This is a genomic window from Paenibacillus sp. BGI2013 (assembly GCF_002843485.1).
Lineage (GTDB): Bacteria > Bacillota > Bacilli > Paenibacillales > Paenibacillaceae > Paenibacillus > Paenibacillus amylolyticus.
Genome location: NZ_PJFA01000002.1, coordinates 106,104 through 129,162 on the forward strand (window position 1 = coordinate 106,104; position 23,059 = coordinate 129,162).

A 23,059-nucleotide genomic window follows, 5' to 3' on the forward strand; every position below is an offset into this window, starting at 1 on the left:
AATTGGCTCTATGGTTTGGTTACCGTTTAGTGTTCAGAATTTGGTAAGGGCTCTACAGTAAAATGGTAAGGCAAGCCATATGAACTTGATGAATTTTATCAGTTTCTGTTGTAAGGATGGAATGGCCAAAGAAAAGGGAAAAAGTTTCTGGTTGCTGCAAAAATTTTAGAAGTGGAGGAGATTTTCGTTTGAAACAAAAACGCAATATAGGTAAACCGATATTGTCTTTATTTCTGGCAATGTTGCTCGTCTTGCAGACCGTGATATACTCCACCGCCGCATATGCGGAGAGTGTGCCAACCGATTCCGGAATGGAAGCCGTCATTGAATCTGACTCACCGAGTGCCGACGAACCACTTTCGGTACCTGAGGCAGTGTACGATGCACCGAATAATTTCGTAGCGATGGTGGCAGTCCCAACGGACAAAACAGCGGTATTTATGGAATCCAATTCAACCTTTCCGCTGGAAGTGACACAGGGGAATGCTGTTATTAATCCGAACGGTATTATTCAGGGTAGACAGCCCTTTACGCTCAAATCGGAAGGTCTCAAGGTACCAGTGAATGGTGATGACCCAAATCCCACTAATGCAGATCCTGAGAAATACATCCAAAAGGGTGACTGGATCGAGCTGAAAAGAGAAGATTACTTCAAGGAAGTGGTGCTGCCAACAGCTACTAAAACCTTGAATGCACAGACGGAATCAGGTACAAAACAGCTGGGCACCGCCTATTTCACTCCAAATAGCATCAAGATTGTATTTAACGGTGAAGATAATTTTTTCAATGGTGTTGGACGAGGTATTGCCTTCAGCTTTGAATCTACTGCCAATGCAGATATAACGGGACTAGCGTATGGCGATAAAAAGCCGATCAACATCTTTGGTGGTGCATATCAGCTAGAGAACCCAGATGTTACAGCAGAGTATAACATTACTTTAAGCTCACCTGGAATGATCAGGTGGGATCAGTATGGTTACCGCGGGATTCAGCCAGCGCAATTGGTTGAAGGTGCAATTACTTGGGAGTCAAACGTCTCTGCATTCGATCAGTTTGATAAAACAGTCAAATTGCCGTTAGACGGGAAGACATTCTATACGAATCCAGCCACTTATAATACGGGTTTTGGAAATGTCCGTGGTATCTATAAGGAGGGTTCATTCAAAGTAAACGGCCAAAATGTAACGCCAGTCATTGGGGCCGACGGATCGCTGACTTACATATTTCCAGAGGGAACAGGTCTAGATCCAAAGGTTGAATATAAAACATGGATTCCAAAGGAAGCTTATTATTACGAACATCGGAATCCGCCAAACAATCTTGGTCGCAGCTACCGGGACATGAATGGCAAAGTGGAACTGAGACAGGACAACAACATGTTGGTACAGGCAGGTCAGGAGATTTCTTTTGCTCCCGACTGGATTCAAGCCAGCGCTTCGTATGACCATGCGAATGAAACCATTACATGGAAGATCGCGGTTAACCAATATAATAAAAAAGAGTTAAAGGACTTTACCATCACAAATGTATTACCGGCTGGGCTGGAATTTGAATCGGCTGCATGGCAGACATGGGTAGATGGCGCTGTATCTGAAGAAACGCCAATTACACCAGATTCAAACGGCGTGTATTCCTTCGGGGATATTAACGGAAAAGTCGAATTGTTGATTAAAAGCAAGGCGATAAGTGGTTCCAGCTTCCAAATTGACCCTCGTGCCAACTGGAATTTGGACACACCAGGGGTTATACAGAACAACGATGTAATGACGGGTAAAAGACCTATTGCGGTGACAGATGAGGCAGTCGTCAGCATTGGCGCACACACGTTTACAAAAACAGGCGCAGTATCAACCGAGGATTATAACCTGGGCAGTATCACGTGGACCGTTAATCTAGCACCACAGTATGCCTTACCTAACGCGGTAGTATACGATGTCCTTGTGCATGGCGGTGACTTGAACGTCTTGGACAACGCTGTAGATGAAACCAGCGAGGTGAGTGCGGAGACAATTGCGAAAATTAAAGCAAATATCACTTCTGCGCAGCTTTGGAAGCAGTACAAAGCGGGAACTCTGAAGTCGAATGCAACCGGATTGACGATGAAAGCTATTCCATTAACCGTGGACGGTAAAGTGGTGGCGGATTTGATCAAGGTGACCGGATACACCGAAGAAGCGGCATCCTTCAGCTTCCGTGCACTTGAGACCAACCCGAACATTCTCTTCAGACAGGAAATTAACGCAGGGAAAATAAGCTCGAATCGGGCTTTGCTCATTGATGGCGAAACCGTAAAAGAAGCAAATAGTAGTGCCAACCTACACCTGCGTATGTTGAACAAGGATATGCTCTTTGCTTCGAGGCCATTAAAAGTAGATGGTAATTTTGAAAATGTGACGCCGAATAATGTTAGCAGTTACATTAGAGATGATAACAATGAAGCATGGACGATTTCTGGCTATGACAGGACAACCAAGACGGTCACATTCCGTTTAGGGGTTAATATGCCTGGATATAACACAGAAGAAATGGCTAAGGATGGCGGTAATCGAGTCATTAGTAATATTAAGCTAGTGGATACACTTCCCGAAGGGTGGGAATTTGTTCCTTTCTCTGAAACTAAGGATTTTGAGCTTTGGAAAGGAATTTCGAACAATGGTTCAGGCAATGAATATGGTGTTAGAAACGATGCTAGAACTCTAATTGAACCAGGTACTAGTTCTCATGTAGTCCATTTTTCACACATTGGAAACGAGGGTACCTTCACCTTCTCTAAGTTGGAAAGTCCTTATATCATTCTGGTGAAGGCAAGACCTTCCAATGATGCTCTGCAGAAGTATTTAGAGGAATACACTATCAACGGCACAGACAAGCAGGTGCTGTATAACAAAGCCGACCTCCATATGACATGGGGTGGAGTGGAGAAGGTTGTCACCGAACAGCGCAAAGTTATTGTACCTATTCAGACCCTTGGAAAGTCGGTAACTAAGCCAGTTCCAGGAGTGCTGGAATGGACGGTGAACTATACCCCGCCATTTAACATGAAGCAGGGTGTTTATTTGCAGGATACCTTGGGTGCAGGCATGAATTTGCGTTATGAAGAAAACGGAAAGCTTGTGCTGACATCACCTAGTATGGCAGTCTATCCTGCTAAATTGACCGCAAGCGGCACTCTTGAACGAGAGGGCGCAGCACTTGACCTCAGCGACCCGAATGCTGAAGTTCAAGTAGAAGCTGCACCAGGCACGGGTGGCGCTACGGTTCTAACATTTAAAATGGACGACCCTAATCAGCTTTACCAGTTTGTGTACCAAACAGAAGTTGATCCATCTAAAGCGAAAGCTGGAGACACAATGGGCAACGAGGTAAAACTGGAGGGCGATGACAATCTGAAATCTGTCAGTGCCAGAAGCGAAAGTACGCTGGACAGTTCGGACGTGGCTGGCAGTTCAAGTTCCAATGCTCTGTTGCCTCTGAAAAAGGTAGATCCCAATGGCAATCCGCTAAAAGACGTAGAGTTTACACTCTATAAGAAAGACGGCGGAACTATAATCACCAAAGGAAAAACCGATAGCGGAGGGAAACTTAATCTGCTATTCCCTGATCCAGGGTATTATGAGCTGAAAGAAACTTATATTGACACCAATACTTGGCTGCCAACTACAAGAGTATACCAAGTATATGTAGGGAATACGCCAGGGAAGCCCATCTGGGTTGACGGGGTGAAATTAACCTCTGATAATCCACTGATCGTGCCTACACCGGCCCAAGGCAAGCTGACCATTACCAATAAGGTGGAAGGCAACGGCAGTGATCCGGACAAAGAGTTCGAGTACAACGTGACCATCACCGGCGAAGGTAAGGACAGAGAGTATACCTATAAGAAGTCGGATGATACGTTCGGCACGATCAAGAGCGGAGGCAAGATTACCCTTAAGCACGGGGAATCTGTGACGTTCCCAGCCTTGCCTGCGGATCTGGTCTATACCGTAAACGAGGCTGATTATACATCCGTTGACGGTTATACGACGATACCGGGTACGAGAGAGCTGTCTGGCTCAATCGTGAATAAAGGTGATCACAAAGCGGACTTCATCAATGAACGGACCGTTAACAAGCTGACCATCAGCAATACGGTCATGGGCAACGGCGGCGATAACACGAAGGAGTTCGAGTACACCGTCAACTTTGAGGATACAGGCAAAGAGGAAAGTTACTCTTACTTGAAGACGGACGGCAGCACAGGTTCGATCAAGTCCGGCGGTACTTTCCGCCTCAAGGATGGAGAGACACTGGATATTTTGGGCCTGCCTAAGAATCTGAAATACACAGTTACCCAACAAGATTACCCAATCGATGAATACATGACTACTCCTGAGGAACGGTACTATACCGGGGTCATGAAAGGTATTGATGAAGATGCCCCATTCACGAACGTGCGAGTCTTGAAGGGCGGCCTATTAATCAGCAACACAGTTAAAGGCAAAGATGAAGACAAGAAGAAGCTGTTTAAGTACACGGTTGCCTTCACCGGCGAGGGATCGGACGAATCCTACGTCTATGAGAAATCAGACGGCAGTAAGGGTATGATCAAGAGCGGTGAGAGCTTTGAGCTTACAGATGGCCAGACGTTCATTGTCCAAGGGCTTCCAACCAATCTTCAGTACAAAGTGACCCAAGATGATTATACGGAAGATGGCTATGTGACTGATCCAGAGAGTCTCATTCACATGGGCACTATTCCAGAGAAAAAATTATCTGAAGCACATTTTGCCAATACCCGACCGTATCTGGAAGGCGTGTTGCGTAACAATAACACAGGAGAAGTCATTCCGAATGCACCGATTACGGTAACTGATCTGAAGACAGGCGAAGAGATTCAGACGCAGACGAACGAGAAGGGTGAATATTCAATTCCAGCCGTAGCGGATACCGATTATACGATCAGATATACGAAATTGTATCGGGTAGGCGGTAAGGATGTACCTGTTGAATTTACGCAGAAAGCAAAAGTGAACAGCAGTGTAACGGACGAGACTGTTCCAGCGGACATTACGGCCGTGGGGATCATTCTGTTCAAACAACTGGATGGAACAACAGTGCTATTCAATGATTTGTTGACTAGCCAGATGCATATCTATTTGAAAGACAAGGATGGCAATTATGTTAAGGAAAACGGCCAACCTAAAGCATTCCCTATGGCTACGAATGGAACTTTCTCTGTGGAAGGGCTAAGCGAGCAGAAGTACACAATGGAAGTTCGCTATCAAGCTGAGACCGGCGAGGAATTGCTCCTCAAAGTGGCGCAACTTGACGTTAAAGCTAACGGAGAGCTGAATATTTCAGAGGAGTTAGTCGACCCTTACGGTACGGTCTATGATGAAACGACAGGAGATGCCGTCACTGGCAAGAAAATTGATGGAGCCAAAGTTACACTGTATTATGCGGATACGCAGCGGAATAGAGATAACGGCCGCATTCCGGGTACGAAAGTAACGCTTCCAAAGGTTCCAAATTTTCCGCCGTACGACAACGAGAGCCCGGAGCAGAGTAGTGATGCAGATGGCTTCTATGCGTACATGGTGTTTCCTGAAGCGGATTACTATCTGATCGTAACGAAAGACGGATACGAAACGCACACAAGTGGTACCATTTCAGTCGATTTTGACATTGTCAGGTACGATGTGCCAATGAAGCTAATTAGTTCTGGTGGCGGCAATGGTAACAATGGAGGCGGCACCATAACGCCTGGTCCAGGGACAGTAACGCCTGGTCCAGGCACCGTAACGCCTGAACCAGGCACCGTAACACCTGAACCAGGCACTGTAACGCCTGAACCAGGCACCGTAACGCCTGAACCAGGCACCGTAACGCCTGAACCAGGCACTGTAACGCCTGAACCAGGCACCGTAACACCTGAACCAGGCACTGTAACGCCTGAACCAGGCACCGTAACGCCTGAACCAGGTACCGTAACGCCTGAACCAGGCAATGGTAACGATCAGCTTAAGAACGATAGCAACGAGTTGGACGATGCTCCGAAAACTGGAGATAACAGCGTATCGCCATTCTTGTATATGATTTTGGCGCTGATGTCCTTAATGACGATTGGGTTCTGTCTACTCGGGTACAAGAAGAAAAAGCACTTCCAGTAATGGAAGGGAAGGCGGTAAGAAAAATGAGCAAAACTAAAAAAATTCTTATCGCTGTTTCCTTGCTTGTGTTGGTATTTTCACTTGTCAGTCTTGCGAGGACTTTCTTGCGAGACTATGCCGAGAAGCAGAAAATCGAAGAGTTAACAAAGGTTTGGAAAGAAGGATCAGAACAAGGTGGAGGGGATGCAATCCCCTCCCTTTTGTTCAATAAAGGCAATGAGCCGGTTATGCTTCCCGAATTTCGAGATCTTTACGAGAGGAACTCAGACATCGTCGGCTGGCTGAAGATTGACGGTACCCGAATTGAGTACCCGGTCATGCAGAGGCCACAGGATTCGGAGTACTATCTCAATCATGATTTTGATAAAAATGGAAACCAAGGTGGTCTTCCTTTTTTGGACGAGTCTAGCCGGGCTAATAGTTCGGACATTTTGCTGATTCATGGACATCACATGAAAAGTGGTTGGATGTTTAAAGATTTAATGAAGTACAGGAACGAAAGCTTCTATCAAGAACATGCGACGTTCCAGTTCAGCACGCTTTACGAAAAGGAAGAGTATGAGATTGTTGCCGTTATTCTGTCAAAAGTTTATCGCAAATCGGACGACGTGTTTAAATACTACCAGATTGAGAATGTAAGTACGCCCGCCGAGTTCGATTCATATGTTCAGAATATCAAACAACTCTCTCTTTATGACACAGGTGTAACAGCACAGTATGGTGACAAGCTTATTGTGCTGTCCACATGCGAGTATTCAACCGAAAACGGTAGGTTAGCGGTGGTGGCTCGAAAGCGTTAATTGACGATGCTGAAACACAAAATCAATCTGCTTTATCTCGCGTTCTCTCCTTAGAGGACGCGATTTTTCTTGTCCCCGAAATAAGGTGCTCATGGACATGTGGATTGAGGAATTACGCAGAATGATAAATTCTGACGAATCCAACGAGTATCGAGGATGTATACATTTGAGATGAGGACATGAAGGCCACTCCATCGTTGGGGTGGTCTCTATGCTGATCAACGACGCAGACTGGAAGGAGACGCTTTTGATCATATTATGGGGTTAAATCGACAAATCTATGTTTCTATGATAGGGTTGAATCATCCCATAGGCATTCTACTCTTCGGAGTAGAGTGCCTTCATGTATATTATGGGTGCTTACATTAAATGTATTTTAAAATTAATTGGATCGTATATGGAGGTGGTGATGCTATGTTTCTCTCTTTAGCCCCAACAGGGGATGGTTGGATGAGTATGAAAAATGTGAAAATATCATTTAATAAAGAGGAGCGAACATAGCATGACTACTAGTTTTCAAGCGGAGAACCGCATTCCATTAAATACATCCCGACTTAGGGATTTACGTAAATCCGGGCGTTTGCCAGGTATTGTTTTTGGCAAAAATACGGAGAATGAAATGATTCATATTCCAACAATACAATTTCAAAAATGGTTGAAGCAGGGTACGTCTGGTTTTATCGAACTGCAGTTTGAAGAGAAAGGCTCATTGACTGTATTGTTGGAAGATCTCCAGCGTGATCCAGTTACACGGGATTTACTTCATGTGGATTTTCAGCAGGTGCAGACCAATGAGATCCTGCGTACTAAAATTCCTGTCAAGTTCAACGGCACACCGATTGGCACAAAACAGGGCGGAGTCGTGCAAGTTCAATTATCTTCTATTGAAGTGGAGGCATTGCCGAGACACTTGCCAACGTCGATTGAATTTGACATTAGTACTATGGAACTTGGAGAAACGATACATGTAAGTGATGCTAAGTTTGCACCAGATGTGACGGTGATCTCTGAGGGAAATGAGTCTCTTCTCTCTGTAGTTAAACCTTAACAATTCCAAATTCGCAAAGCTGAATAATTCAAAATTAGCCGTACGGGTGATCATCCGTACGGCTAATTTGTGCTGATTACGAGATGTTGGCGTGATCCCATCCTCACAAGGCGGGTAGTCTGGAATTCACCTCACGTATGTCTTTTGCTCGCGTACAGGCGTAATGATCCTGATATTTCGCTACCTTTTCAAAGTTCATTCGCAAAATTCAGGTGTAAAGTAGGTAGACTCAGGAAAGGTAATCACTATAATGGAAATAAGATACATATATAGCTGAACCTGACCCGCTAAGGTCATTGGCATAACATTTCTAAACAGGGCGGTGAGCGAAAAGAAATGGACAAATTAAAGAATAGCGGATTCTATAAACTGAGATTCTTCATCACTCCTGAAGAGTTTAAAAGCCTTTTGCAGCTTTTGGAGCATCGGCAAGCGCAATTCTATCGTACCAATGCTGCCCGAACAGAGCATGATTATAATCAGGTGTACGAGGAGTATCAGACGTTCTATCAGTATTTTGTGGCAGGAGAAAAGAGAGATGACATCCATCCCTTCTTTGTTTACTCTATTTCTATTGCATCAGAACAAGAAAGTTCAGGATTTTTTGTAAGAAATGAAGAGGTTTCTTTTCCATATCACGGACAATGGGCAGAGGATGAACTGCCGTGTATCTTGCTTTCATTTCCGAAAGGTTTTCAAGTTGATTTGGAAGATGAAAAAGGAAAGTACTATATTTATGAGGATATCCGTGAACATAAGCCGGCAACTTATGCGTTTTTCGATGAAATAAGAGATTCTATCAAAAAAATGACCAAACCCCTTCGCTTCTCAGCCCTTGATGCAGATGCGATGAAGGAGCAAAAGCCCTCTGTGCGTATAAGCCATGATGCAATGCACGAATTGAGCCAATCGTGGATCTTCAGTAAATATGGACTTGTGATTCATGGCAAATAGGAGGGGCTGAAATGACGTTCGCCCTAAAGCTTATCTGTACCTGGGTACTGCTAGTTGCCTCATGTTCAGCGGTATGGTGGAGCTTCAGAACAGAAAAGCTTATAACCGTCTCTTGGCTGGCGTTTCTGCTACCGGCTGTCTTCCAGCTTGTTACGGCTTTCCGGATTGGTCCAGGCCAAGCAAAGTCACTCATCGTGTTCGGCTGCATCAATCTAGTGTTTGCTGCCCTTGTGGGTGCGGGTGTCTGGTATCTAGTCCAAATAGCCAATTCATATCGAAGGGGCAAATGATCAACGAATGGAAAGGGGAACTCTAATCGTGAAGCCAATGCAAGAAATAGAGCCGCTGGCCATAGAGATCGCTGCTGCCGCCAGAACGTCCTTTTGTACTCTTTTTGAAAATGGTGAACGTTACTATTATTGTACGTTATACACTACTGGCGAGGGACATGCGCCAAGTATCTCTGCATGGTCGTGGGAAGCTTTGGCGTTAGAATCGGCTAGGCAAGCAGAGGAAAGTGATACGCCGGTATCCACGATTGCGGATCTCATCAAATGGTCGTATGCGGATTCGCCCTATTGTTGTTTTGGGGATGATCACTTTGACGATGTCAAACAACGATATAACGAGCGTCCTTTCATTGCGGAACTGGAGAATGATGATTGGAATCGCGAGTTGGATGTGAGGCTGCACGCCATGGAGCTGGCGATGAAAATGCTCGATGATGAAGGCGTGTTTGCCTTAAATCAACCACGAGAGTCCGTATGTGTCCTTGTTGAAGTCATGCCGCCGGATAAGATCAATACCGAAATTGCCTTACGTTTGAATCGGGCAGAATCTCCGGCTATGCAAGCATGGTTGGCGGAGGCGGCAGAATAGAAGCATCAGGAGCGTTACTACGATGCTCGCAAGGCATACATACGACTTAATCTCGACAATCTTACTGAATCGGCAAATAGTAGACGATCAAATTTCCCGAACTACCTTTGTACATTAAAGGGTGGTTCTTTTTCGTGTTTGAGCTACGACATCAGAAGCTACCAGTTCCCCCTCTACCACTGTACAAACACACTTTTTCTGCCTTGTCCACATTTATACCTCACCAAAACTATTTAATTGCATCTAATAGATTATCAATAAAAAAGGAGGTTTTGAGAATGGGAAATAGAAGACCTGGAGCACCTAGTGGTTATGACCCTGTTCAGATCTATAACTCGACTTCGTTTAATGCGAGTGGAGTAGTGGAGTATGCATCCATTTTTTGTAGCAACGATAGATATAGTGTTCAGCGTGACGAGACTTGGAGATCTTCCGACCGTGGTGTGTGCCTGGTAACTAGAATCACCGCGACGGTTAGAACACCGAGTGGAAATATTGAGGCTGAACCGTATACCTCTTCTGGTACTTCGTACAGCCAGTTCGCCATTATACAGGTAGGGGTAAATCAGTTCCGAGTGACACGTGTTACAAGTGCGATTAGAAAATGCCGGAAATAACCGAAGAGGGTTAATATCGAGATTAGGTACGAAACATGAAGAGACGACTTGCCGGGCTAGCAGGCAGGTCGTCTTTTTTCGTTTTAATGTTCTTTGTACCATAATATTCTGCGGTGCATCGAGGAATCTTTCAAAAGTCGGAAAGGCCGTAAGGCTGGTTGATAATTGCCTTCGATAATCCAAATTCGCCGTTTCTTGTCGATGGCTATATCGAATCCAACTTGTCTAAGCATAGGGTAATGCTCTCCCAATCGTTTGGCAGCTAATCGTGCAACTTGTTCCGCTCTGACAAGTAAGCGCCGATCTCCAATTCGAGCTAGTCTCAGTGCTTTAAAAACGGGAATGGGGCGGTTATTCACATTGGTGACTTGGTATCCTTGTGCCGCAACTTTAGCATAGGAACCTGTCACGTTCCAAGTGGACGAGGAACTCTTTTTGCGCTGAACCATGATCCGAATGTCGAACGGCCTGTGTTTAATTTGAGCAAGCTGCAGACGCTTTTGGACAATATATTCATCACTTTTGATTGTTTGTTCGAACCATTCGAGTAACTGCTCGTTGTCTCTCATGGTGACTGTGTTATTTTCATTTTGAATACGATAAGCATTTGCACCGCTTCGTTTAATGAACAGGATACCCCTTCCGTAACTGCCATTACGAGGTTTCAGTACAACGCTGGGATACTGAAGAAGCATCTTTGTTAGCGTATCCTTCTCAAGCAACTGTGTTTCTGGCAACCGTTCAGCGAGAGAGGGCTCATCGCGCAGAATGCCATACTGCAACCATTTGTCTCTTTCGAATAACATTGGAATCACAGCCTTTTTTTCAATCGTCTACGGTAATTCTAATTCAAATTCGTGATCCGCATAAGTGGCCATTCGTCCAGATTTGTAAGTTGATGCATGTCCAATTGGTCGATGGAGACAGAAGATGAACTTTTGCGAGAAATGACTGCATTCTGGGGAGGTGTTCATTCACGCTTCGAGTAGCTTCTGGATACGAAGGTTCACTTCTAACACCACCGTGGATAACGGCATGCCATGCTGATGCACGTACTGAAACGAGAGCCAAATGTGTAATGGATTGAGCAGTGCTAGACTAACCCTATACTAGTATTTTTCGCCTATAAACTAGCTTATAAAAGAGTGCAACTTTTTTACCAATATATATACAAGTTATTCGTTTACTGTATGCCTTTTCGATGTTATACTCACAATATTCAAAAAAGAATTTGTGAAAATATGTCGAATTGAGGCTTATCAGGATGATTATAGGTAGACAAAACGGCGAAACGATCATCCTCATTCCATCGCTTGAACCGGATGAGAGACTTCCAGCCTATGTACGGCAATTGCGAGAGTATGGATTTACTAATATTGTTATTGTAGACGACGGATCTGGTGAGGCCTACCAGTCGATTTTCGAGGAGCTTCGTGAGAACGGTTGTGCTCTGCTGACACATACGGAAAATCAGGGGAAGGGTGCGGCACTCAAGACCGGATTTGAGTATATTGGGAAGCAATTCGACGCATCTTCCTTCGTCGTAACCGCTGATTCAGATGGACAACACGCAGCTGAGGATGTATACCGCATAGCCCAAGAAGCAAGGATTTATCCGGACTCATTGGTGCTCGGGGTAAGGAATTTCAGCGAGGGGAACATACCTCCAAAGTCCCTGTTAGGCAATCGAATGACCTCCTTTATTTTTGCCATGCTCTATGGTAAAAAACTGTCAGATACCCAGACTGGGCTTCGTGCCTTCGGTCCAGGGTTACTTGCGTTTATGCAGGATGTTCGCGGCACTCGATTTGAATATGAGCTGCAGATGCTCATCTCGTGCATTCAGTCTGGCATACCGATTCATACGATGCCAATCCAAGTCATTTATGAGAATGGCAATGCAGGCACTCATTTTAAAGCGATCCAGGATAGTGCTCGGGTCATGGGGGTGTTGTTCTCCAATTTCCTGCGGTTCATTTCATCATCGGTGGCCAGTTCTGTTGTGGATTTAGGCATCGCCTGGTTTTTGATCGACGCGTTGCGGCCCGTGTTGGGTGAGCAGCACTATTTAAGAATTCTGCTTGCAACCGTGATTGCGAGAGTGATTTCCATTGTGGTCAACTATGTACTGAACAGACACTTTGTATTCCGCAAGGAGGATAGCCAGGGCAGTCTATGGCGCTATCTGACGTTATGCGGAGTAGTGATCTTGCTTTCCAGTACCGGTGTATATATATTCCATACCGTTCTCTTCGTAGATGAGAAATTGGCGAAATTCGTCTGTGATGCCTTGCTGTTCCTGCTCAGTTTCCAATTGCAGCGAAGATGGGTATTTGCAGCAAGGAGGAAGCAGTTGTAGTGCAAAACGAAAAAAGGCAGAATATCTTTTTTGTCATCACGATGATCCTGATGTCGATTTATTTGGTATGGCGTACGTTCTTTACGTTGCCATGGGGTGAGGGCGTTCTGAACGTCATTTTTGGTATGCTGCTGATTGTGGCTGAAACGGTCACCGTACTGACAACCTTTGAATTATTCTTTCAAAAGATGCAAAAAGAACGTACACAGCTCGACTTTCCAATCGTTCCGCCGGAGTATTATCCGGATGTGGATGTATTTATTGCTACGCATAATGAGCCTGTTGATCTGTTATATAAAACCGTTAATGCCTGTACGTTCATGGATTACCCGGACAAGCAGAAGGTTCATATCTATCTCTGTGACGATGGAGCAAGAACTGAGGTGGAGGAGCTTGCCAGACAGTTTGGCGTGGGGTATCTGGGGTTCCCCGGAAACAAGGATGCCAAGTCTGGTAATCTGAACAATGCACTGAGCAAAAGCTCTTCGCCGCTCATTGCAACGTTTGATGCGGATATGATTCCGCAGCACACCTTTTTGATGAAAACGGTACCCTATTTCATGCTCTCCACGTTTATTAAGGAGAATGAGGTATGGCGTCCTCGCCGAGAGGACGAGATGGACCCTAAGTTCAAGCTTGGTCTGGTACAGACCCCGCAAAGCTTCTACAATCCGGATCTATTCCAGTTTAACCTGTATGCAGAGCAAGGTATTCCGAATGAACAGGATTTCTTCTCCAGAGAAGTGAACATCCTGCGTAATGCCTCCAATGCGGTAGCCTATACAGGAAGTAATACGATCATTTCGCGGCAGGGCATGGAAGACATCGGAGGTTTTCCACTCAATACAATCACCGAGGACTTTGAGACAAGCATCCGCTTGCAGCAGGAAGGTTATATTACCTATGCGACTCAAGAGGTTCAAGCTGCCGGGCAGACAACAACAACAGTGAAGAGCATGATTAAACAACGGATTCGTTGGGCACGGGGTATCATTCAGAGCCTGCAGAATACGCGTGCACCCTTATCTGGCAAGCTTCCTTTCTGGACGAGAGTGACCTACTTAAGCAGTTTCTTATACTGGTGGTCCTTCTTTAATCGGTTGATTTTCATTTTGGCACCTATTTTGTTTGCGTTGTTCGACTTCCAGATTGTGAATACAACCTTTTGGCAAATCCTAATATTCTGGCTTCCATCTTATTTCTTCTATAGTGTATCCATGCGATATCTGTCCAGTAATATTCGGAATCAGCGATGGAGTCAGGTTATCGATACCATATTTATGCCTTATCTGATCTGGCCGGTTCTCCTGGAGACGCTGGGAATTCGCGAGAAAAAATTCAAGGTCACCAACAAAAGCAGAGCAAGCGGTCGACAATGGATGTCTGCTCTGTTATATGCACTTCCGCATATCTTCTTGCTGTTGCTTTCCATTGCAGCCGTGATTCGGTATGTGAATGGCAAGTACGGCATTGCGCTGTTCTTCAGCAGTATCATTATTTTCTGGCTGATTCATAACATGATTGCGCTGTGTTATGCCCTGTTCTTCATGGTTGGCCGCCGTGCGTATCGGGAGACAGAACGGATTCGGGCGCAGGAAGATGTCACTATTCACGACCAAGCCAACAATCTACGATATCAGGCCAAGACGGTGGATGTATCAGAGCAAGGTATTGCCTTCTATGTCCCTTATCCCATTTATTTGGCTGAACAGAAAATCATCTCTTTGGTCGTCAAAACCGACCGCTATGAGGCCAATCTCGATGCAGTCATCGTTTATGTGAAACAGGATGGAGAGGGCTGGCGTTACTCCGCAACGGTTCAGCCGATTGATGAGAATGATAACCGACAATACATGCAAATTATCTACGACCGTAAACACTCATTGCCAGAGCAGATGAATCTGTGGGATACGGCTTATGACGATATGTTACGTAATGTGAAAAAACGGATTGTTCAACCCAGATCGGATCAGCGAAAAATGCCGCGGCTTTCCCTTCAGCTTCCAGTTCATTTCACCAATGATGCTAGCTGTACGCTGCGCAGCTTCAATTATCGTTTCTTCTCCGCGACGGATTTCCATGGTGATATTGCGGCAGGAGCGGTCGTTACTTTTTATACAAAGAGTAATATTGAAGTCATTTTGCAACATACGGGAAAAACGACAGCCCGTGAGCGCGAAGTGCTTCTCTCGGTGGAGAATATCGATGATATTGTGGAGAAGGGCCTGATCGACCAATTGCTGACTGATTTGATTCAGCCACATTCTGATCGTGCCACCAGAGAGGGTTAGGAGAGATAGAGATGCTCATTGTGCTTCATTTTGTGATGGGAGTTTTATTGATAATCTCCTTTGTTGGTTATATGCAGTTTGTTCGGAAGACACTTGCACTACGGTGGGAGTTTATCCCTGTATTTGTGTTTTCCTCGATTGCCTGCATCGTATATTTCGCTGGCTTGGCAGGTCAGCTCTTTATAGGAAGTATTATCGTGATGATACTCGGCTTGTTTCTTTTTAGAGATACGCTGGTTCGAGCTGTCCGACGAGGGACCAAGCCGAATGTATTGTTCTCGTTATTTCAGTTTTCTTTTCTGGGCGGAACGTTCATCTTTTTGCTGATTCTGTTCCAAAATCAATTGACACACTACGATAATTTCTCGCACTGGGCTATTGTATTGAAGCAGATGTTGAGTACAAATGCCTTTCCGACGCCAGACTCCAATCTGATTGATTTTAAAAACTATCCGCTGGGGACTTCGTCATTTATTTATTATGTCTGTCGCTTCATGGGGCATTCCCAGTCCGTGATGCTTTTGGCACAGGGTCTGCTTATCTTTTCCTGTTTTTATTCCATGTTTGGCATTATTTCGGAGAAGAAACGTTTTCTTCTGTACGCTTTTCTCGGACTCGGGTTATCTACACTTTCGTTTTTCAATCTTACGATTCGGATCACTAACCTGCTCGTGGATTTCTTGCTTCCGATCTACGCACTCGCGATCCTGGCAGTGATTTACCAATATCGTAATGAGATCATGAAGGCATGTATTGTTGTTCTTCCGCTTGCCGGATTGCTGACCATCATCAAAAGCACGGGTATTATTTTCGCCGCGATCGGCCTGATCTTCCTGGTGTATACATGGTTGAGAAATGGGCAACGCTCGAACTGGAAAGTCGGACTGGCTGTGCTTGGTACCATTGGTGGTTCACTACTTCCGTATTTCGGCTGGAGCTGGCGAATGGCGACGGTGTTCCAAGGCATTAATAACAAGTTCGAGGGAACAGCCTCGGTGATCAAAGCGGGCAAGACGGGAGAACAGAAATGGGAGATTCTGACGCTCTTCTTGAAATCAAGCATAGATATCACGTCCAGGCCTGTGCTCGGCATTGTACTTTTTCAACTTATCGCGATTGGAGCTTCGGTATTTGCTATCGTTGTGCTCAAGAAGAAGTGGAACTTATGGAAAGCATTAATTGCTTTGGATTTTGTACTGTTACTGTATTATGCAGGTATTCTGGCGTTGTATCTCTTCTCCATGCCATTGGATGAAGCCATTGTCCTGGCAGGCTTTGAGCGTTATGCATCGAGTATCGTGGTGCTGTTCGCCGGTGGGCTGGTGTTGTGCGCTGCGATCGACCTGGAGCGATCATTCCACTATCGGATCGGTGAGGTGCCTGATTATCAATCCTTTAAGACGGTCAAGACGAAAGGTCATTATCAAAAAGGCATTATCGGCTGTATGGCGGTTGCGGCGACCATCCTTTTATCGGAATACAACGGGATCGTCTCGATTGCCAAAACCTACGATACAACGCTCCCTTACAAGATTCATGCGGTTACCGGTGATCGGTGGTACCCAGGTGGGCAGGTGGATAATAATAGATATCTCTTCTACGCCTCAGACAGGGACCAGCAGGTCACGAATTATTACATGCAATATGTAGGAAAGTATTTCTTGTATGCTCCACATGTGGACGGGATCGTGTTGTTCTATGAGGATAATATGGATAACCTTCTGAGCGGCTACGATTATCTGGTGGTCGTCGAGACGGATCTCAACGCCAAGTGGTTGCTGAAAAAGCATTATGGTATCGACATGCAAGAGGGGATTTATAAAATTACCCGTTCGGGGGATCAAATCGTTCTTACGTTGACTTGAAATCATAGATGTTGAGATCCTGTTCCGGACATCCGGTCAGGTAAGATTGAATACATGATTGTATATAGAGTCTCCTTAAATATAGCCCGCTATAGCTAATACCTATAGCGGGCTATAACTCTTTCGTAGAACAGCTATTCCGATCGGATATGTTATATTTAATTCTATAATGATAAACGGGGAGATTAAACTATGAGCGTACAAACAGAACCTAAACAACGAACAGTCACTCCATTTCGATATGATATTGTGGGCAGTTTCCTGCGCCCGAGTGCATTGAAGGACGCCCGATTAAAATACCAGAACGGCGAAATTACCACGGAACAGTTGAATGAAGTGGAGAATGCCGAGATTGTAAAACTTGTACAGAAGCAAAAAGAGGTTGGCCTTCAGGCTGTAACGGACGGCGAATTCCGCCGCTCTTGGTGGCATCTGGACTTCTTCTGGGGACTGGATGGTGTAGAGCGGACAATCATTGAGGAAGGCTACCGATTCAACGGTGCGACATCCAGACCGGAAACAGCTCGTCTGAGCGGCAAAATCAGCTATAGCAGTCATCCATTTGTAGCGCATTATGCCTTCTTGAAAGAAGCGGCTGGGGAAGACGTTGTTGCCCGTCAGTCCATCCCAGCAGCAGCCCAGTTCCTATTCGAATTGGACCGGGCAGATAATAAGGAAAGCACACAGGCCATCTATCCGAACCGCCAAGAGCTTCTCTCGGACATTGTCGGGGCGTACAAAGCATCCATCCTGGCTTTTTATGAAGCCGGCTGCCGCAGCATCCAGATTGATGATTGCACATGGGGTGCATTGTGTGACCAACAGTTCATCACAGTGATGGAGCAGATTGGCGTTAATGTGGAAGAGTACGCAAACGAACTCGCAAAACTGAACGAAGATGTGGTATCTGGCCTGCCGGAAGACCTCGTGGTAACCACTCATGTCTGCCGCGGTAATTATGTTTCGACATTTGCAGGAGTCGGTGGCGGTTACGAGCCGATTGCGCAGACACTTCTGAGCATCGATAACTACTCTGGTTTCTATCTGGAGTTTGATACGGAAAGGGCTGGTGACTTCAAACCACTTCGTTTCCTGAAGGACAATCAGCAGGTTGTACTTGGCCTCTTCTCTTCCAAATTCGGAGAGTTGGAGAACAAGGAAGATATCCTGAAACGGATTGAGGAAGCTACACAATATGTTGATCTGGATCGAATCTGCCTGAGCCCGCAATGCGGCTTCGCTTCCACGGAAGAAGGCAACCATCTGACCGAGGAACAGCAATGGCGCAAGCTTTCCTTCATTAAGGAAATTGCTGAAGAGCTCTGGAAGTAACTTTTTCAACGTCATTCATCATTCACGCATGTGTTATGTATAAGAAAAAATCGCTAAAAAGCCGTACGGACCATCTTCCGTATGGCTTTTTGGTGTATCCTCACTTTTGAGTGGATGTTTGATCAGAGTCCATAACAGCCAAGAGAGTGAAGCAATGGGTAGAGATGAGAATAACGGATTAGGCAAACGGCATGACTGAGGAAGAGGTGTGGTGGACGAAATAAAATAGCGACACTTAGGACAAAGGGATCTTTGTCGCGACTGCCGCTATTTGTCTATCTCGCATGATATCGTCCTTTAGGCACCACCATCGGTGATCCCGAAACGGGGTCTTCTATGACCGTACATTCCAATCCGAAAATGTCTTTAACCTGTGGGGCGGTTATCACCTCTGCGGGCTTACCCTCAGCCACAAGTTTTCCGGTATGAAGCACAGAGGGTTACATTCCTTGATGAAGTAGTCCATTATCCGTTCTTAACGGAACAGTTATAGGATGAGAGCAGGAGGGGGTCTATTAAATTAGGATGAAAATAATATCCATGTATTACATTCCAGATCATGGTATATTTGTATTATTAAATAATGTAAGGAGATTCTACATGCATAATCAAATCATCAAAAAGTTGATCGTACTTTGTTTGGTTTTTTTATTATTACCGGCAACGAGCGTTTTGGCTGCGTCGTCGCTTATTAAGGACCCGGTCTTGGCCAAAGTTATTCGAGCAGATCTGAAGATGTCGGCTAAGAAGGAAATAAAGGCTGCCGATTTGAAAAAATTAAAATCTCTATATGCTATGGAATTAAAAATTAAGATTTCTAACCTGCAAGGTCTTGAACATGCCGTTAATATGACAGATTTATTTTTGCCTGGTCAAAATATAAAAAATATTAAGCCACTCAACAAGTTAAAGAAATTGACGTTCTTAGCTGTTGAAGGCAATCAGATTGCAGATATCTCACCACTTTTAGGTCTGACTAGTCTGCAAAATCTGGTTATGGACGATAACAAAATCAAAAGCCTGGCTCCATTAAAAAATATGCATAAGCTGACCAGTCTGCTCGCCAGTGGTAATCAGGTGACTGATCTAAGTCCTCTTCAGAAGTTAAAGCTGGAATGGGTCATTATGAACGATAATAAAATTCAGGATCTGACTCCTTTAAAAAATCATCCGACCTTGGAGTATCTATATGTAGAAAATAACCTCATTGAGGATATTTCAGTGCTCGAAACCATCCCACATCTAACAGAGGTATATTTGGTTAACAATCCGTTGAATGATCGAGCAGAGCAGGTTGTGAAAAAGCTGGAGAAGAAAGGTGTCCTTGTAAGTCTGGTAAGCGATGAAGCGGATCAGGCGAAGTAGTTTCGATTAGAAAAAATGTATATGTATATGTAAGAAGAAGTTAATCCCTCATTATATTGAACAAAAACAAAGAAGGCCGCAGATATTCTGACGGCCTTCTTTAATTATGTTGGACAGAAACGCTCGGTAACAACTTAACGCCGTCCCGCAACAATATTATTCCACTTCGATCTCCTTCACCGTCTCTCCCTCAACCAGCACCGGCTGATAGTAGGTGTTTGTTGGCAGATCCTTTTTGCCCTGCAGATTCTTGATCACCCAGTCGGCAGCATCACGGCCCATTTGCTCTTGGGGATGGGTTAGCGTTGTAAGCCTTATGTTGGCGTTCTTGGCGATGTACGAATTGTCTTGACCAATGATGGATAACTCATCCGGGATCGAGATGCCCAGTTGCCTGCAGGCGTTCACGACCTCCAGTCCTACCTCATCGTTATAACAGACGATCGCGGTGAGTGAATCCCTGTTTTCGTCCAGATACGTTGCTACATTAGAGGATAAATCCGGTTTCGATGCGGTATCAAAGGAAAGCACTTGCTCAGGATGGAACCGTAACTTCGCTTCACCCAGTGCCTTGATGTACCCCTTCATTCTGTACTTGCCTTGTAGATCATCCATTTTGGCAATAATGCCGATCTGGGTATGGCCTTTAGAGATCAATTCCCGTGTGGCAAGATAGCTGGATTGCACGTCATCCAGACAGAAGAACGGAACCTCCAGCTCCTCATAAAATGCATTAATCATCGTAAACGGCACATCCTGCTCTTTGAACGATAGGTAGTATGCAATGTTGGGATTGTAGAGATTACTTTTGGTCGGTTCGACAATCAGGCCATCCACGCCGTAGGAGAGCATCATTTCGAGGGCTTTTTTCTCCTGTGCTACATCATTATTAGTACTGGCCAGCAGTAACGAGTAGTTGTCCTCATTCAGACGACTCTCAATACCGCGGATAATGGACGGAAAGATATAATCCGAGATGTATGTCGTGATCACACCAATCGTTTTCTTAGACGTATTGCCACCTGATCGTGATCGATACTGATTACTAACGTAGGTTCCTGACCCTTTTTCGCTTCGTAAAAATCCTTCGTTCGATAACTCCAAAATAGCCTTCCGCACGGTCTGGCGACTTACGGTGTAGCTTTCCTGTAATGCCAACTCGGTTGGGATCTGTTCGCCTATGCTATATGTCCCCGAAAGGATATGACTCTTTATATCATCAATGATGACCTGATATTTTGGCTTCACGTAGTCCACTTCTTTCATCGTTACTCATCTATATCAACGTTGTTGTTCAAATAGTTGTACGTACATATTTTAGCATGATTCAGATAGGATGAAAATAAAACCGAACATTTTTCAAAATAAACCGTACATATCCAGCCTTTTTGGATGGAGGTGTACCTTACAGCATAGCCTTTTTATAGCCATATAAGACCTTTGAATGGTCAAAATGAGCACATTATGTGTCCTTTGTAAGTATAACTATTATATATTATTGACAAATGTACGTACAAAAAATATACTAAGGCTGTCAGAAAAGGAAAGCGCATTCTTTGAAAACACAGACTTTTTGAACCACCTCTTATACAAAATTCATTATTAGCTATTGTCATAAGTAGAAGCTTCACCTTATATATGCATCCTTTGGGATGTGAAATCGCGACCGGAGAGGGGATACACGTGATTATGAGTCAACTGGACTTGAAAGAAGCCATTACCAAGGGCGCTACTTCGCTCGGTATTGAATTTGGATCAACGCGGATTAAGGCGGTGTTGATTGACGAGCGTTTTGAGACCATCGCGTCAGGCAGTTATGAATGGGAGAACCTCCTGAAAGATGGATATTGGACGTACAACCAGGAGGATATCATCACAGGTCTGCAAACGGCTTATCGTGAGATGAAGCAAGATGTGGAACAGAAATACGGTATTACGCTGCGCACGGTCGGGTCTATCGGATTCTCGGCCATGATGCACGGATATATCGCTTTGAATAGCGCTGGTGAACTGTTGGTACCTTTCCGCACGTGGCGTAACGCTACGACGGGAGCAGCTGCAAGAGAGCTAACGGAACTTCTGCAATTCAATATCCCGGAACGCTGGAGCATTGCCCACTTGTATCAAGCGATTTTGAACGAAGAGGTGCATGTGCCACAGATCGATCACCTGACAACTTTGGCTGGATACATCCACTGGTTGCTGACGGGCAATAAGGCGATTGGGATCGGCGATGCTTCAGGGATTTTCCCAATTGACGAGTCTACACATAACTATCACCCATCCATGATCCAACAGTTCGACGAACAGATCGCAGGCAAAGCTTATCCGTGGAAAGTCGAGGATCTTCTTCCCAAGGTATATCTCGCGGGTGAGAACGCAGGTGCATTGACGGAAGCGGGAGCCAAGTTACTCGACCCTTCACAAGATCTGCAAGCAGGCATTCCGCTCTGCCCGCCAGAAGGCGATGCCGGAACGGGTATGGTGGCAACAAATAGCGTGAGAAAACGTACGGGGAACATCTCCGTCGGCACATCCGTATTTGCGATGATCGTACTGGAGAAGGAATTATCCAAAGTGTATCCCGAGATCGATATGGTCACCACGCCGGATGGTAGCCCAGTAGGGATGGTGCATGCCAACAACTGTTCCAGTGATATCAACGCATGGGTTGGACTGTTCCGTGAATTCTCTCAAGCAATGGGATATGAAGTGGATAACGCCAAGTTGTTTAGCGTGTTGTTTAACAAGGCTTTGGAGGCAGACCCTGATGGTGGCGGCTTGCTCAGCTATGGTTACTACTCAGGTGAGAACATTACGGGACTTGAGAAAGGCCGTCCATTGTTCGTCCGCTCCCCGGAAAGCAACTTCAATCTGGCAAACTTCATGCGGACACATCTGTTCAGTGCATTCGGTGCACTCAAGCTGGGTATGGACATTTTGACGGAGGAAGAGAATGTAGCCATTGATAGTATTTTGGCGCACGGTGGCTTGTTCAAAACGCCTGTCGTCGGGCAACGGATTGTAGCTGCTGCGATGAACGTACCGGTGTCGGTAATGTCTACCGCTGGTGAAGGCGGCGCATGGGGCATGGCGCTTCTGGCTTCGTACATGATCAACAAGGATCAAGAGGAAAGCCTGGATGTGTTCCTGGAGCAGAAGGTCTTTAGCGATGTTGAGGGAGTTGAAGTGGCACCGATTGCATCGGATGTGAAAGGGTTTGAAGCATTTATCGAACGCTATCGGAGTGGACTTGCGATTGAGCAATCAGCCGTAGATCATCTGGTAGAGGTTGTTCAAAAAGACCGCTTTTGATTACGAAGGATGCCTAGTGGCATCATCAACATCGAATATGGAATTCAGCCGAAATGTCCGTTGCTCACGTAGCTCTATCTAC

At 45.2% G+C, this 23,059-nt stretch carries 15 protein-coding genes; 13 read left to right on the plus strand and 2 right to left on the minus strand.

Going from position 1 to position 23,059, the window contains the following annotated elements; genetic code table 11:
• The first annotated feature begins 188 nt into the window (after positions 1-188).
• The 7 genes from CXK86_RS33105 (at position 189) to CXK86_RS04425 (ending at position 10,450) form a co-directional block, all read left to right on the plus strand.
• Positions 189-6,152: a DUF7601 domain-containing protein gene (locus CXK86_RS33105; protein ID WP_101313490.1), complete on the plus strand. Its 5,964-nt coding sequence runs from the start codon at positions 189-191 to the stop codon at positions 6,150-6,152.
• Positions 6,153-6,175: 23 nt separating this feature from the next.
• Entirely contained in the window at positions 6,176-6,952 is a 777-nt protein-coding gene (gene srtB, locus CXK86_RS04400) for a class B sortase (protein ID WP_101313566.1), read from the plus strand.
• Between the two features lie 502 nt (positions 6,953-7,454).
• Positions 7,455-8,000, plus strand: a complete 546-nt coding sequence (locus tag CXK86_RS04405; protein WP_076252115.1) for a 50S ribosomal protein L25 — start codon at positions 7,455-7,457, stop codon at positions 7,998-8,000.
• Positions 8,001-8,336: 336 nt separating this feature from the next.
• Complete coding sequence (locus CXK86_RS04410; RefSeq protein WP_076252113.1) at positions 8,337-8,954, plus strand: hypothetical protein; 618 nt, start codon at positions 8,337-8,339, stop codon at positions 8,952-8,954.
• A gap of 11 nt (positions 8,955-8,965) precedes the next feature.
• Positions 8,966-9,244: a hypothetical protein gene (locus CXK86_RS04415; RefSeq protein ID WP_076252110.1), complete on the plus strand. Its 279-nt coding sequence runs from the start codon at positions 8,966-8,968 to the stop codon at positions 9,242-9,244.
• A gap of 37 nt (positions 9,245-9,281) precedes the next feature.
• Positions 9,282-9,833, plus strand: a complete 552-nt coding sequence (locus CXK86_RS04420) for a DUF4303 domain-containing protein (protein ID WP_076252247.1) — start codon at positions 9,282-9,284, stop codon at positions 9,831-9,833.
• Positions 9,834-10,111: 278 nt separating this feature from the next.
• Positions 10,112-10,450, plus strand: coding sequence for a hypothetical protein (locus tag CXK86_RS04425; RefSeq protein WP_051449797.1), 339 nt, complete (start codon positions 10,112-10,114; stop codon positions 10,448-10,450).
• 83 nt (positions 10,451-10,533) lie between these two features.
• Here CXK86_RS04425 and CXK86_RS04430 read toward each other — a convergent pair whose 3' ends face one another.
• A complete protein-coding gene (locus CXK86_RS04430) occupies positions 10,534-11,256 on the minus strand; it encodes a YheC/YheD family protein (RefSeq protein ID WP_036671837.1) in 723 nt (240 codons plus the stop codon).
• A gap of 458 nt (positions 11,257-11,714) precedes the next feature.
• Between CXK86_RS04430 and CXK86_RS04435 the strand changes: the two genes are divergently transcribed.
• From CXK86_RS04435 to CXK86_RS04460, 5 genes are all read left to right on the plus strand, one after another.
• The gene (locus tag CXK86_RS04435; protein WP_076252108.1) at positions 11,715-12,809 is read left to right on the plus strand and encodes a bifunctional glycosyltransferase family 2/GtrA family protein; all 1,095 of its coding nucleotides are present in this window, start codon (positions 11,715-11,717) and stop codon (positions 12,807-12,809) included.
• Positions 12,809-15,100, plus strand: a complete 2,292-nt coding sequence (locus tag CXK86_RS04440) for a glycosyltransferase family 2 protein (protein WP_076252106.1) — start codon at positions 12,809-12,811, stop codon at positions 15,098-15,100. The genes CXK86_RS04435 and CXK86_RS04440 overlap by 1 nt, the downstream gene beginning before the upstream one ends.
• Positions 15,101-15,111: 11 nt before the next feature.
• Complete coding sequence (locus tag CXK86_RS04445) at positions 15,112-16,965, plus strand: hypothetical protein (protein ID WP_076252104.1); 1,854 nt, start codon at positions 15,112-15,114, stop codon at positions 16,963-16,965.
• Between the two features lie 192 nt (positions 16,966-17,157).
• Positions 17,158-18,297, plus strand: a complete 1,140-nt coding sequence (locus tag CXK86_RS04450; protein ID WP_076252101.1) for a 5-methyltetrahydropteroyltriglutamate--homocysteine S-methyltransferase — start codon at positions 17,158-17,160, stop codon at positions 18,295-18,297.
• 600 nt (positions 18,298-18,897) lie between these two features.
• Positions 18,898-19,662 (plus strand): leucine-rich repeat domain-containing protein, encoded by a 765-nt coding sequence (locus CXK86_RS04460; protein WP_076252100.1) that lies wholly within the window; start codon positions 18,898-18,900, stop codon positions 19,660-19,662.
• Between the two features lie 156 nt (positions 19,663-19,818).
• On the opposite strand, the gene CXK86_RS04465 is transcribed toward CXK86_RS04460, so the two are convergent.
• On the minus strand, positions 19,819-20,910 hold the full coding sequence (locus CXK86_RS04465) for a GntR family transcriptional regulator (RefSeq protein ID WP_076252245.1): 1,092 nt from the start codon (positions 20,908-20,910) through the stop codon (positions 19,819-19,821).
• Positions 20,911-21,351: 441 nt separating this feature from the next.
• On the opposite strand from CXK86_RS04465, the gene CXK86_RS04470 reads away from it, so the two are divergent.
• On the plus strand, positions 21,352-22,977 hold the full coding sequence (locus CXK86_RS04470; RefSeq protein WP_076252098.1) for a xylulokinase: 1,626 nt from the start codon (positions 21,352-21,354) through the stop codon (positions 22,975-22,977).
• Positions 22,978-23,059: the final 82 nt, after the last annotated feature.